Source organism: Pseudomonas sp. LAP_36 (genome assembly GCF_019456785.1).
In the GTDB taxonomy this organism is placed as follows: domain Bacteria; phylum Pseudomonadota; class Gammaproteobacteria; order Pseudomonadales; family Pseudomonadaceae; genus Aquipseudomonas; species Aquipseudomonas tritici.
The window spans coordinates 1-13,077 of record NZ_JAHZMS010000007.1; the positions used below are offsets into that span (position 1 = coordinate 1).

The 13,077-nt window shown below is 61.4% G+C and carries 16 protein-coding genes; 11 read left to right on the forward strand and 5 right to left on the reverse strand.

Features of this window, described 5'->3' with window-relative positions:
* From JBO08_RS28205 to JBO08_RS20910, 5 genes are all read left to right on the forward strand, one after another.
* The coding region (locus tag JBO08_RS28205) for a hypothetical protein (RefSeq protein ID WP_223820096.1) at positions 1–82 on the forward strand (82 nt) is incomplete at its 5' end.
* Between the two features lie 153 nt (positions 83–235).
* The gene (locus tag JBO08_RS20895) at positions 236–724 is read left to right on the forward strand and encodes a DUF1289 domain-containing protein (protein ID WP_220074903.1); all 489 of its coding nucleotides are present in this window, start codon (positions 236–238) and stop codon (positions 722–724) included.
* 50 nt (positions 725–774) lie between these two features.
* Positions 775–1,689, forward strand: a complete 915-nt coding sequence (locus JBO08_RS20900; protein WP_220074904.1) for a class I SAM-dependent methyltransferase — start codon at positions 775–777, stop codon at positions 1,687–1,689.
* A 149-nt stretch (positions 1,690–1,838) separates the two neighbouring features.
* On the forward strand, positions 1,839–2,555 hold the full coding sequence (pcsA, locus tag JBO08_RS20905; RefSeq protein WP_049708562.1) for a phosphatidylcholine synthase: 717 nt from the start codon (positions 1,839–1,841) through the stop codon (positions 2,553–2,555).
* A 193-nt stretch (positions 2,556–2,748) separates the two neighbouring features.
* Positions 2,749–3,528 (forward strand): TSUP family transporter, encoded by a 780-nt coding sequence (locus JBO08_RS20910; protein ID WP_049708563.1) that lies wholly within the window; start codon positions 2,749–2,751, stop codon positions 3,526–3,528.
* Here JBO08_RS20910 and nudC read toward each other — a convergent pair.
* Both nudC and JBO08_RS20920 read right to left on the reverse strand, forming a co-directional pair.
* Complete coding sequence (nudC, locus tag JBO08_RS20915) at positions 3,496–4,329, reverse strand: NAD(+) diphosphatase (RefSeq protein ID WP_065876298.1); 834 nt, start codon at positions 4,327–4,329, stop codon at positions 3,496–3,498. The genes JBO08_RS20910 and nudC overlap by 33 nt on opposite strands.
* A 5-nt stretch (positions 4,330–4,334) precedes the next feature.
* Complete coding sequence (locus tag JBO08_RS20920) at positions 4,335–5,147, reverse strand: crotonase/enoyl-CoA hydratase family protein (protein ID WP_065876299.1); 813 nt, start codon at positions 5,145–5,147, stop codon at positions 4,335–4,337.
* A 185-nt stretch (positions 5,148–5,332) separates the two neighbouring features.
* Between JBO08_RS20920 and JBO08_RS20925 the strand changes: the two genes are divergently transcribed.
* The 3 genes from JBO08_RS20925 to JBO08_RS20935 all read left to right on the forward strand — a co-directional run bounded on the left by JBO08_RS20925 (position 5,333) and on the right by JBO08_RS20935 (position 7,711).
* Positions 5,333–5,887, forward strand: coding sequence for a UPF0149 family protein (locus JBO08_RS20925; protein WP_220074905.1), 555 nt, complete (start codon positions 5,333–5,335; stop codon positions 5,885–5,887).
* Between the two features lie 145 nt (positions 5,888–6,032).
* Positions 6,033–7,289: a 3-phosphoshikimate 1-carboxyvinyltransferase gene (locus JBO08_RS20930; protein ID WP_065881505.1), complete on the forward strand. Its 1,257-nt coding sequence runs from the start codon at positions 6,033–6,035 to the stop codon at positions 7,287–7,289.
* Positions 7,290–7,321: 32 nt separating this feature from the next.
* Positions 7,322–7,711: a hypothetical protein gene (locus JBO08_RS20935; protein WP_065876302.1), complete on the forward strand. Its 390-nt coding sequence runs from the start codon at positions 7,322–7,324 to the stop codon at positions 7,709–7,711.
* 1 nt (position 7,712) lies between these two features.
* Here the strand turns inward: JBO08_RS20935 and JBO08_RS20940 are convergent, their stop codons facing one another.
* A complete protein-coding gene (locus JBO08_RS20940) occupies positions 7,713–8,312 on the reverse strand; it encodes an NAD(P)H-dependent oxidoreductase (RefSeq protein WP_065889758.1) in 600 nt (199 codons plus the stop codon).
* A gap of 69 nt (positions 8,313–8,381) precedes the next feature.
* Between JBO08_RS20940 and JBO08_RS20945 the strand changes: the two genes are divergently transcribed.
* Entirely contained in the window at positions 8,382–8,975 is a 594-nt protein-coding gene (locus tag JBO08_RS20945) for a TetR/AcrR family transcriptional regulator (RefSeq protein WP_065876304.1), read from the forward strand.
* A 328-nt stretch (positions 8,976–9,303) separates the two neighbouring features.
* Here JBO08_RS20945 and JBO08_RS20950 read toward each other — a convergent pair whose 3' ends face one another.
* Positions 9,304–9,978, reverse strand: a complete 675-nt coding sequence (locus JBO08_RS20950) for a GNAT family N-acetyltransferase (protein ID WP_065889756.1) — start codon at positions 9,976–9,978, stop codon at positions 9,304–9,306.
* A gap of 20 nt (positions 9,979–9,998) precedes the next feature.
* Positions 9,999–10,907, reverse strand: a complete 909-nt coding sequence (locus tag JBO08_RS20955; RefSeq protein ID WP_220074906.1) for a LysR family transcriptional regulator — start codon at positions 10,905–10,907, stop codon at positions 9,999–10,001.
* Positions 10,908–11,019: 112 nt separating this feature from the next.
* Between JBO08_RS20955 and JBO08_RS20960 the strand changes: the two genes are divergently transcribed.
* Both JBO08_RS20960 and JBO08_RS20965 read left to right on the forward strand, forming a co-directional pair.
* Positions 11,020–12,201, forward strand: coding sequence for an MFS transporter (locus tag JBO08_RS20960; RefSeq protein WP_220074907.1), 1,182 nt, complete (start codon positions 11,020–11,022; stop codon positions 12,199–12,201).
* A gap of 54 nt (positions 12,202–12,255) precedes the next feature.
* Positions 12,256–12,966, forward strand: coding sequence for a FadR/GntR family transcriptional regulator (locus JBO08_RS20965; protein WP_065876308.1), 711 nt, complete (start codon positions 12,256–12,258; stop codon positions 12,964–12,966).
* Positions 12,967–13,077 lie beyond the last annotated feature (111 nt).

A 13,077-nucleotide genomic window follows, 5' to 3' on the forward strand; every position in this document is an offset into this window, starting at 1 on the left:
CATGGACTTGAAGAAAGAGAAGAACTTCTTCGAAACCCGTGTGATCGAGTACCAAACAGGCGGCGCGTTGAGCTGGGACTAACCTACGACGCGGATCTAAAAATGTGGGAGCGGGCTTGCTCGCGAAAGCGGTGTATCAGTTACCAGATTTATCAACTGACACTCCGCATTCGCGAGCAAGCCCGCTCCCACAGTTAGGTCTGCGGTGTTTTACAGACTTTGCAAATTGCCACTTATGCCCAATCAAACCATCAAGACCCCTTGCATCGGCCTGTGTTCCACCGTTTACGGCGACCTGGTGTGCCGGGGCTGCAAGCGTTATCACCACGAAGTGATCCAGTGGAACGGCTACAACGCCGACGAGAAACAGGCCGTGTGGCTGCGCCTGGAGCAATTGCTGGTGCAGGTGATGGCCAGCAAACTGGAAGTGTTTGATGCGCACCTGCTGCGCCAGCAGCTTGAAAGTCGCAAGATCCGCTTTATGCCGCACCAATCGCCGTATTGCTGGGCGTACCAACTGATAGCCCGGGGTGCGCGGGTGATTTCCAAGTTGGATGCGTATGGGCTGGCGTTGTTGCCGGAGTTTCGTGAGCGCCATTTGGCGGACCTGCGCGACGCGATTGACCGGGAGTTTTTCCTGCTGTCCGAAGCGCATTACGAACGGTATATCGCGCCGGGGTTTATTCGGGACGTGTTCGGCCCACCATTGATCGCTGCATTCTAACGACGCAATTGTGTTTAAAATGCCGCCCGCTCAACGACCGACGTTTAACGATGAACCCAGACGCACTCGCCACCCTGCACACTCACTTGCTCACCGCCCTGGCCAGCCCACCGACGGAAACCCGGCGCCTGTTCCACGGCCGTGGTCGCTGCTGGCCGGGCCTTGAGCAATTGACGGTGGACTGGCTACAAGGCGTTCTGCTGGTGTCGTTGTTCAAGGAGCCGGAGGCAGAACACCTGCACGCCCTGAAACAGCTGCTGCAGACGCAGTTCGGGGCCTACACCGTCGCCCTGCAACACCGTTACCTGCCGCAAAGCACCACCGAATGGCTGGCAGGCACCCCTGTCGACGAGCTGACCATCACCGAAGGCGGCCTGCGTTACCTGATCGACCTGGGTAAAAAACAGAACAGCGGGCTGTTCCTCGACATGCGCTACGGCCGCAACTGGGTCCGCGAACAGGCCAATGGCCAGCGTGTGCTCAACCTGTTTGCCTACACCTGTGGGTTTTCCGTGGCCGCCATCGAAGGCGGCGCCGACCACGTAGTCAATCTGGACATGGCGCGCGGTGCCCTGAGCCGTGGCCGCGACAACCATCGCCTGAACGGTCATGACCTGAGCAAGGTCAGCTTTTTGGGCCACGACCTGTTCAAGTCCTGGGCCAAGGTCACCAACAGCGGCCCGTATGACCTGGTGATCATCGACCCGCCGTCGTTCCAGAAAGGCAGTTTCCTGCTGACCAAGGACTACCAGCGCGTATTGCGGCGCCTACCGGACTTGCTGACCCCACAGGGCACCGTGTTGGCGTGCATGAACGACCCGGCCTTCGGCGAGGACTTCCTGATCGATGGTGTGACACGAGAAGCCCCCGGGTTACGATTCGTGGAACGGCTGCAAAACCCGCCGGAATTTCCTGATATTGACGCGCAAAGCGGCTTAAAGGCCTTGGTGTTTCGCCAGGGCTGATGCCGAAACGTCTTACGCTTGCTACGCTAAGTGATACACCGGGTTGGTGAACCTTCTGACCTCCTTCCCGGTCGATACCTGCATTCCCCGGCCAGACTCGACAGCGTCACGTTGTCGGCTGCCCCGTTTCACCTTTTGGAGAACCGCCCGTGATATCGACCCTGCATGTAGCCAGACTCAAAGCCTGGGGCGCCCACGGCTTTACCGCCACCGGTGTGGTATTGGCCTTCCTGGCCACCCTGGCGCTGCTGGAAAACTCACCCAAGGCTTGCCTGCTGTGGCTCGGCCTGGCGCTGGTGGTGGACGGCGTCGACGGTTCATTGGCGCGACGGGTCAACGTGAGCACCGTCTTGCCGAGTTTCGACGGCTCGGTGCTGGACCTGGTGATTGATTACCTGACGTATGTGTTTATTCCGGCGCTGTTTATCTACCGTTATATCGACCTGCCGGAGTTTACCCACCTGTTTACGGTGTCGGTGATCCTGGTCTCGTCGCTGTTCTGCTTCTGCAACGTGAACATGAAGAGCAAGGACAACTACTTCGTCGGCTTCCCCGCCGCGTGGAACGTGGTTGCACTGTGTGTCTATATCATCCAGCCGGAAGCCTGGGTCACCTTGCTCACAGTGATTGGCCTGGCGCTGCTGACCGTAACGCCAATGAAGTTCTTGCACCCGTTCCGGGTTAAACGATTCATGCCGATCAATATCGCGGTGACCACGATTTGGTTGCTGTGCAGCTTTTTGATGGTGGTGGATTATCCGAACACCAACCCGTGGACGTTTGGGTTGTGGTCGGTGATGTCGGCGTATTTCCTGGGGATTTGTGTCTGGCGCACCGCCCTGGAGTGGATCGAGGCACGCCGCTAGTCAAGCGGGCACGGTTTAAAATGTGGGAGCTGGCTTGCCTGCGATAGCGGTGAGTCAGCCCCAGATACGTCAACTGACACACTGCCATCGCAGGCAAGCCAGCTCCCACATTTGGATCTGCGTACATCCGGCGGGTAAGATGGCACACTTCGGCGCAGCACCTTTCTGCGCCCCGCCATTCTAAGTCCTGCCCATGCCCTTCGAACTCAGCGTAGACCTCACCACCCTCGCCATCCTGGCCGTCGTTGCGTTTATCGCCGGTTTCATCGACGCCATCGCCGGCGGCGGCGGCTTACTCACCACGCCGGCCCTGCTCACCGCAGGCATGCCGCCCCATCTGGTACTGGGCACCAACAAGCTCAGCTCCACGTTCGGCTCGGCCACCGCCAGTTTTACCTTCTACCGCCGCAAGCTGTTCCACCCGCGCCAGTGGGTGCACGCCATCGTCGGTACGCTGGTGGGTGCACTCGCTGGCGCAGTAGTCGCCCACTACCTGCCTGCTGAAACCCTGAACAAAATGCTGCCGGTGATCGTATTTGCCTGTGGTGTGTACCTGCTGTTCGGTGGTACGCCCAAGGCGCCGCTGGACGCCGACGCGCCGATCAAGAAGAAATGGCAAGCCACCCAGGGCTTTGGCCTGGGCTTCTACGATGGCGTAGCGGGCCCCGGCACCGGGGCGTTCTGGACGGTGAGCACGATGCTGCTCCACCCCATCGACCTGGTCAAAGCCAGCGGCGTGGCGCGCAGCATGAATTTCGTCAGCAACGCGGCGGCGCTGTCGGTGTTTATCTTCAACGGCTCGGTGGATTGGATCGTCGGCCTGGCGATGGGCATTTCGGTAATGGGTGGCGCGTTCTTTGGCGCACGCAGCGCGATCAGCGGCGGCGCCAAATTCATTCGCCCAGTGTTTATCACCGTGGTCCTCGGCCTGACCGTGCGCCTAGCCTGGCAGCACTGGTTCAGCGTGGCCTAGACGACGGGCCAGGTAGAGGTCGATCAGGTAACGCGCAATCGAACGTGACGCCGGCAACGGCGGCAGGTCGTGGATATTGAACCACTGCGCGTCCTCAATCTCGTCAGCCTGGGGCACGATGTCGCCACCCGCGTATTCAGCGTGGAAACCCAGCATCATCGAATGCGGGAACGGCCAGCACTGGCTGCCCATGTACTGGATGTTCTTGACCTCCACCTGCACCTCTTCGCGGACCTCGCGGATCAGGCAGTCTTCGGCCGATTCGCCCGGTTCGGCAAACCCCGCCAACGTGCTGTACACGCCGGTGACAAAACGCGGCGAACGTGCCAGCAGGATCTCGTCGCCACGGGTCACCAGCACGATCATGCTCGGGGAGATTCGCGGGTAACTGCGCAGGTCACAGGCCTGGCAAAACATCGCGCGTTCGCGTGGCACCTGGACCATGGCTTGGCCGCAACTGCCGCAAAACCGATGCTCCCGTGCCCACGTGCCGATCTGTGCGGCGTAGCCCAGTACTTTGTACAGGGTGTGATCCCCTTGCAGCATGAAACCGCGCAGGCCCTGCCAGCTGCAGCCCGGCACTTCAGCCGCCGCGTTGAGCTCCAGCAGGTACACCGGCTCGCCGTCGAGGTGGCCGATGCCATGTTCGGCAAACACCGAAAGGTCCTGGCGCTTGAGCCATTCACGGGGAAACAGCGGGCCATTGGTGTCGTGCAAAAAGCCCTCGCGGCTACGGGCAACCGCCCAGCCACCCGGGGTGTCGTTGTCCAGCAGCGTTGTGGTAATCCAGCCTGGGGTCATGTCAGTCAATCCACGAATTCGGGTTTCTGCTTACTCATGTGGGCCGCGATGGCCACACGCAGGTCGTTGGATTGCAACATAGCCGAGTTCCAGGTGGCAACGTATTCCAAGCCATCATGGACGGTGTGGTCACGCATGTAGCTGATCATAGCCTTGGTGCCAGTGACCGCAATCGGTGACTTGGCGGCGATTTCATGGGCGATTTCCATGACGCCGGCCAGCAGGCTGTCCTGATCGGGGTACACACGGTTGACCAAGCCGATGCTGCGCGCTTCCTCGGCGCCAAACTGGCGGCCGGTGTAGGCCAGCTCACGCAGCATGCCGTCGCCAATAATGCGCGGCAGGCGTTGCAGGGTGCCAACGTCAGCGGCCATGCCGATATCGATTTCCTTGATCGAGAATTGCGCACCCTCGGCGGCGTAGCGCATATCACAAGCGCTGATCAGGTCGATGGCGCCGCCGATGCAGTAACCCTGGATTGCCGCCAGTACTGGCTTGCGGCAGTTGTCGACGGCGTTGAACGAAGCCTGCAGTTCGAGAATCTTGCGTCGCAGCAGGCGCGCGTTGCGGCCCACGTCCTTGCCGAAGTCGTTGGCGACCGAGGCCAGCATCATCAGGTCTATCCCTGAGGAGAAGTGCTTGCCGGCGCCACTGAGCACCACGGCGCGCACGGCGTCGGTGTCTTCGACCCATTGGAAGATGTCGATGATTTCGGTCCAGAACGCCGCGTTCATCGCGTTGATCTTTTCCGGGCGGTTGATCTGCACATGGGCAACGTTGCCGGTGAGTTCGACGACGAAAGCTTGGTATTCGGACATGGCAGTAATCCCTGGCTGGCGAGTAATTAGGCCCGAACTATAACAAGGGTGCACAAGGACGCATCGGCCAAAAGCGGGACTGTACACCGTGAAGGAAAAGACGCTGGATAAAACCCTGCGTACACGCCATCCTTCGCGCTTTAAGCCGCCCCACGCGCGGCGCTCGACGTTTAAAGGATATGCCCATGCACGCCCAACCCCTCGCCCCCGCCGAATTCGAATCGATCGAAGATGCCCTGCTCAAATACGGCGACGACCATTCCGTATTGAACCTGGCCGAACTCGACGGCTACTTCACCGCGCTCGTATCCAGCCCGGTCCAGGTGGATGTGGCGGAGTGGTTCCCGGCCATCTGGGGTGGCCAGAACACGGAATGGGACAACATGGACGAAGCGCAAAGCTTCCTTGAACTGTGCGTTCGCCATATCAACACCCTGGCCGAACAACTGGCGATTGATGCCAAGGGTTTCAAGGCCCGCTTTGATGAAACCGAACACCAGGGCCAAACCGTGACCCTCGCCGAAGAATGGTGCTTTGGCTACATCCGCGGCGCCGCCATCGGCAACTGGCCGGAACTGCCAGCCGTGCAAGCCGCAGCACTGGAGAAAATTTCCTGGTGCGCCGAGCAGGACAATTTCGAACTGCCGGCAGACCTGGATGTGCAGGCGCACCAGCAGCGTGTCAGCCAAATCGAACCGGCAGCGCGGGCGCTGCATGATTACTGGCTGACAAAACGATAATTTGGCTTTTGATCTTGATCTCAGGCGCCCCGTCAAACACGCTGGCCGAACGCAGGCTCGACAAGCACAGCATCTATACCCGATTATTCGAATCCGCCTGTCGGCCACTCCGTGCCACCTTGCCTTGAATCAGGAGCCCTGTACCTTGAGTTCGCAGAAAACCGTGACCGTTACACCGCCCAACTTCCCCCTCAATGGCAAGGTCGCGCCCCCCGGCTCCAAATCCATTACCAACCGCGCCCTCCTGCTGGCCGCCCTGGCCAAGGGCACCAGCCGCCTCAGCGGCGCGCTCAAAAGCGATGACACCCGCCATATGTCAGTGGCCCTGCGCCAAATGGGCGTAACCATCGACGAGCCGGACGACACCACCTTCGTCGTCACCGGCCAGGGCAAACTGCAACTGCCGGGTCAACCGCTGTTCCTCGGCAACGCAGGCACCGCGATGCGCTTTCTCACCGCTGCCGTTGCCACGGTTGACGGCACCGTTGTGCTGGACGGCGATGACTACATGCAAAAACGCCCGATCGGCCCGCTGCTGGCGACCCTCGGCCAGAACGGTATCCAAGTCGACAGCCCCACCGGCTGCCCACCGGTTACCGTGCACGGCGTTGGCAAGATCAAGGCCAAGCGCTTCGAGATCGACGGCGGCCTGTCCAGCCAATACGTATCGGCCCTGCTGATGCTCGCCGCCTGCGGTGAAGCGCCGATTGAAGTGGCGCTGACCGGCAAGGACATCGGTGCGCGTGGCTATGTGGACCTGACCCTGGACTGCATGCGTGCCTTCGGTGCCCAGGTTGAAGAAGTCAACGACACCACCTGGCGCGTCGCCCCTACCGGTTACAGCGCCCATGATTATCTGATCGAACCCGACGCCTCCGCCGCCACTTACCTGTGGGCCGCTGAAGTGTTGACCGGTGGCCGCATCGACATCGGCGTAGCCGCGCAAGACTTTACCCAGCCGGACGCCAAGGCGCAGGCCGTGATCGCGCAATTCCCAGACATGCAGGCGACCGTGGTCGGCTCGCAGATGCAGGACGCCATCCCGACCCTGGCGGTGCTCGCTGCGTTCAACAACACCCCGGTGCGTTTCACTGAGCTCGCCAACCTGCGGGTCAAGGAATGTGACCGCGTACAAGCGCTGCATGACGGCCTGAACGAGATCCGCCCGGGCCTGGCGACCATCGAGGGCGACGACCTGCTGGTCGCCAGTGATCCTGCGCTGGCCGGCACGTCGTGCAACGCGCTGATCGACACCCACGCCGACCACCGCATCGCCATGTGCTTTGCCCTGGCCGGGCTGAAAGTGTCGGGCATCCGTATTCAGGACCCGGACTGCGTAGCCAAGACCTATCCTGAGTACTGGAAGGCTTTGGGCAGTCTTGGGGTCGTGCTGACCTACTGAGCGATCAGCGTCGGAATGGGGAGGCAGTGCACATGACGATTCGCCAACCCTGCCCACCCGGCGCTTGCGTCTGCGACCGCGACGACCTGCTGCAAGCGCCAGGTGCCGACTTGCGCATCCTCAACCTGACGCGTCAGGAAGAGAAGAAACTGCTCGACCGCCTTGAAGACCTCAAGAGCTTGCAAGACCTGGAACGCCTGCAACAGCTGATGTACCAGCAATTGGGCATTCGCGTGCATATCGCACCGGGCCACACCGAGGTCAAGAGCATGCGCGGGATCCAGATCGTGATCGACGAACTGCCGGGCATGTGCCGCAAAACCCGCCAATCGATCCCGGCCGCGATCCGCCGAGGCCTGGAGAAACGACCAGAGATCGCCTACCGCCTGCTGGATGCCCACGACCTGTTTCGCGAAGGTTGAATCAACCGGCGACCGTCTCGCTCTCGAACAGCCCCTGGCCCACGGTCTTGGCCTTTTGCAGATGCACCTGCGCCCCGCCGCTTTCCGATTCCAGCATCAGCTGCGACGTCACCACCTGCGCGCCACAATAGTCGAAGATCCCGTAGTCGATCTGCGTGCGCATTGCCTTCGCATAGCCGTGTCGGTCAAACGCATCGTCATCGGCGGCGCCCAAGGCCAGCAGGTGCACCTGTAAGTGCCGCAGTTTCTTCACCACCGGCGTATCGGGGCTGTAGTCGATCGCCCACCCATTGATGAAGACGCGGTCGATCCAGCCCTTGAGCAGGCCCGGCAACGACCACCAGTAAATCGGAAACGCCAGCACCAAGGCATCGGCGCGGTCGATGCGCGCCTGTTCGGCCAGTACGTCGGCCGGTGGCGTGGCGCGGCTGCGATGGACCAGATGGTCGGCAGCGGTGTAGCGCGGGTCAAAACCTTCTGCGGCAATGTCGGCGATTTCGTAGGTGTGACCCGCGGCTGTCAGGCCAACGGCGACTTGGGCAGCCACGCCATGGGTGAGGGATTGCGGGTCGTGATGAGCAACAACGATGAGTGCGTGCATGACATTGACTCCCTTTGGGGTTACGCTGGGCTTAAGTTACGATTAGTAAGTTACTTTTGGTACATAAGCATGTCAAGCAGTGAATCCCCTACCCCACGTCGTCGCCTGTCCCGCGAAGACCGCCTGCGCCAATTGCTGGATGTGGCCTGGCAACTGGTGCGCGATGAAGGCACCGAAGCCCTGACCCTTGGCCGCCTGGCAGAACTGGCAGGGGTGACCAAGCCGGTGGTCTACGACCATTTCGTTACCCGTGCCGGGTTGCTGGTTGCGTTGTATGAGGATTTTGATGCGCGCCAGGATCGGGTATTTGCCAACGCCATAGCGGCCAGCAGCGCCACCCTTGAGGATCGGGCCTGGGTGATCGCCGAGTCCTATGTGGATTGTGTGTTATTGCAGGGCCGGGAAATTCCGGGGGTGATTGCGGCACTCAGCAGCTCGCCGGAGCTGGAAGCCCTGAAGCGCCAGTACGAGGCGATCTTCCTCGACAAGTGCCGCGCTGCGCTGTCGCCCTTTGGGCGCTTATCCCAGGCCGGTTTGCGGGCGATGCTGGGGGCTGCAGAGGCGCTGTCCCAGGCGGCAGCCAGTGGCGAGATCAGTCGTGAAGAGGCGCAGCAGGAGTTGTTGGCGACCATACTGGCGATGGTTAATCGCGGCCGCGTTTAGGTCATTGCTACTTGGGATGTTGTGGCGAGGGAGCTTGCTCCCGTGGCGGCCTGATAGTCGCTCGAGCCCTATCAGGTGTAAATGAGGTTCAAATGTGGGAGCTGGCTTGCCTGCGATCGCGGTGATTCTGCCACTGAAAGGGTGACTGACAAGGCCACATCGCACTGTAGTGAGCGGGCTTGCCCCGCGCTGGGCTGCGAAGCGGCCCCAATAAGGCCGCCGCGTTTTTTCAGGTTGAACGCGATATCAGGATTTAGGGCCGCTTCGCAGCCCAGCGCGGGGCAAGCCCGCTCACTACAAGTGCACTTGGGCCACGACAACAAGCGAGTCAGTGCCCAGCCACAAACAACTGAACCTTGCGCGCCAACTGATCAAGGTGCCGATCGCGCTGCTTTTCCGCATCCACCATCGCTCGCTTGCCGTGTTTTTGTAGCAGGTACGTATGAATCTGCCGCACTTCCAGCGAGTTGTAGATCGCCGCCACATCCAACACACCCATCAAGCCATCGGTGCCGTAGTCCCGCGTGTTCATCAGCACTTGGGTGCCGCGCGCGCCGCGCACTTGAAAGCCCATGCCTTCAAACGCCGGCACCTTTTCCACTGAGCACGCCAGCTCCGCATGGGGATAACGACTCAGCACGTCGCGCATCATCGCGCGTGCCACACCCTGGCGCCGGTAACCGACTTGCACCGCCATGAACGCGACGCCACAGGCCTCGGGGTCATCCTTCACTGGCAGAGACAGCACAAAGCCAATGACCTTTTCCGGGTCCTGCGCATCGGTCGCCACGACCAACTCGACGGCAATGCCCTTTGAACCGTTCAGTGCTTCCAGGTACAGGTGCACCTCAAAGCCGGTGGCGTACTGGTAGATGTTGTACAGCAGGTTGCTCGGCGGCAGCCCCACGCTGCTGATGTCGGTGAGGTTGTCCACCACCATCTGCAGGATCTGGCCATTTACAGGCTCGGGGCACGGTGTGGTGTAGCGGGTAAGGCTGAACATGCAAATTCCTGGGTTTAGCATCAAGGCAGCGGCGATTGTACCCGTTGCAGCCTGCACACCTCACGCAAACATCCGCGCAACCAGCGATGGGCAAGGTCGGCATCCAGCCTGGGGTGCCAGAGCATCGCCACGGTAAACGTGGGTAACGCCAGCGGCAGCACAAAGCTGTGCAGGCCTTCACGTTGATGGACGGTGTAGCGCTCGGGCACGCTGGCGATCAGGTCGGTGTCGCCAGCCAGGGCAATGGCGGTGGCGAAACCGGCGACGAGGGTACTGATCTGCCGCGTGAGGCCCATGGCTTCAAGTACGTCATCGATCTGCCCCCGCGCCTGGCCACGGCGCGATACGTAGACATGCTGGCCACTGACATAGCGTTCGACAGTCACCTCGCCCTGGCTGAGCGGATGGCCGCTGCGCACTACGCCAACCAGACGGTCACGAAACAATGCCTGGGTCAGCACTTCCGGGCTGGCGGCGGGGTCGACCACGCCGGTTTCCAGGTCGACACTGCCTTCACGCAGCAACGCGCTGGCTTTATCGGTCTTGTTGATGAACCGCAGGCGCACGCCGGGTGCATCCTGAGCGATGCGGGCGAGCAACGCCGGGCCGAAGTTTTCGACGAACTCTTCGCTGGTACGCAAGGTAAACGTGCGTTCGACCTGAGCCATGTCCACCGATTGCACAGGGCGCAGCACCGCAGTGGCCTCCTGCACCAGGCGGCTGACCTGTTCGCGCAGCTCCACTGCCCTTGGCGTCGGCACCAAGCCGCGCCCGGCGCGCACCAACAACGGGTCGCCGGTGGTTTCGCGCAAGCGTGCCAACGCACGGCTCATGGCCGAAGGGCTCAGGCACAAGCGCCTGGCCGCGGCGGCGACGCTGCCTTCGGCAAGCAATACATCCAGAGTGACCAGCAGATTGAGATCGGGCATCGGCGTTCCTTATCAGGCGTTACGCGCAGGTATTAACTGCAACCCATGCGCCTTCCGCCATGTTAGGCCACGCCGTAGATTTGCGACAGTTGCCTTCATTCAAGGATTCCCCATGCATAACGCCTCACGCGGTAGCCTCGTCAGCCTGTCGCTTTCCATGTTGCTGGCCTCCCTCGGCACCAGCATTGCCAACGTCGGCCTGCCCAGCCTGGCGCGGGCGTTCGATGCGTCTTTCCACGCCGTGCAGTGGGTGGTGCTGGCCTACCTGCTGGCGATCACGGCGGTGATTGTGAGTGCCGGACGCCTGGGCGACCGACTGGGCCGTCGAAGGTTGCTGCTTGCGGGGCTGCTGCTGTTCGCCGTGGCGTGTGGGCTGTGCGGCATGGCACCTGCGCTTGAATGGCTGATTGTCGCGCGCGTCCTGCAAGGGTTGGGCGCGGCAGTCATGATGGCGATGGCGTTGGGGATGGTGGGTGACACGGTGACTAAGCAACGTACGGGGCGAGTGATGGGCTTGCTGGGCACGATGTCGGCCGTCGGTACCGCCATGGGACCCAGCGTCGGTGGTGTGTTACTGAGTGTCTGGGGCTGGCGCTCGATTTTCCTGGTCGGCGTACCGCTGGGGTTGGTGGCAGTCGCCCTCGCCTATCGTTATTTACCGGTCGATCGGCAGCATGAGCCATCGTCCACCGGCTCAAACTTCTGGTCGGCATTGCAGGACGCCTCGTTGCGCGCCGGTCTGGCCATGAGTGCCTTGGTGGCCGCCGTGATCATGGCCACCTTTGTGGTGGGGCCGTTTTATTTGTCCCGTGGCCTGGGGCTTGCGCCTGAGTGGATGGGCCTGGCCATGGCGGTCGGGCCGTGCATCGCGGCCGTGACCGGCGTACCCGCCGGCCGCCTGACCGACCGCCTCGGAAGCCGACGCATGACACTCGCCGGGCTGGGCGTGCTGGCCTGTGGCGCACTGCTGCTGTCATTCACCTCGGGGCTGTTCATGTACCTGGGTGCGCTGGTCATTCTGACCACCGGCTACAGCCTGTTCCAAGCCGCGAACAACACCGCTGTAATGAAGGATGTGCAGCCAGCGAACCGAGGCACTGTCTCCGGCCTGCTGAACCTGTCGCGCAATCTCGGCTTGATTGTCGGCGCGTCGGTCCTCGGCGCGGTGTTCGCCTGGGCCACGCCGGAGGTGACTCACGCCACCGCGCAATCAGTGGCCAACGGCCTGCACGTCACCTTCGGCGTGGCGCTGGGTGTGATCCTGCTCGCAGGTGCGATACGACACAGACATTGACAAGATAAAATCGTAACGACTATTGTCTGACAACCTGATCAACAAGGTTGTCCCATGCTTGAGCTCCAGCGCCCCGATTCGCTTGTCGTACGGGTTGTCAGCGCGATTCGCGCAGAAATCGAATCCGGCCAATTGCCGCCTGAGTCGCGCCTGCCCACCGAACAGCAACTGGCCGAACAACTCAACGTCAGTCGCTCCGTGGTGCGTGAAGCCATTGCTCAACTCAAAGCCGACGGCGTGATCACCGCCCGCCGTGGCCTGGGTTCATTTATCTCGCAGACGCCCGCCGGCACGGTGTTCCGTTTTCCTCAGCAGAACGGACGTCGCGCTGACTTGGCGCAAATGTTCGAAGTTCGCCTGTGGATCGAAACCACGGCCGCCTCGATTGCCGCCCAACGCCGCGACGACGCCGACCTGCAACGCATGAAGAGCGCCTTGCAGGACATGCAAGACAACCGCGACAACTTTGAAGCAGCGGCGCTGGCCGATGTGGAATTCCACCGCGCCATCGCCGACGCCAGCAAGAATGACTACTTCGTGGCCTTCCATGACTTCCTAAGAAGCCAATTGGCCAGTGCGCGCAAAACCGCTTGGGAAAACTCGGCATCGCGCTTTGCCAACGGTTCTGCCGACGCCACTGAGGAACACCAATTGTTGTACCAGGCTATTGCAGACGGCGACGCCCAACGCGCCGCGGCCAGCGCCGAAGCCCACTTGCGTGCGGCGGCGCGGCGCCTGCAACTGGAATTGCCTGCCACCCATTGACCGATTAACCCTTTTTACAGCGTGTCCCTGACACGCCATTTTTTTAACAAAACCATTAGTCTGACAACCTGATAAGCAGACCGAAATGTGCACGCTTGGGGACTTCACACA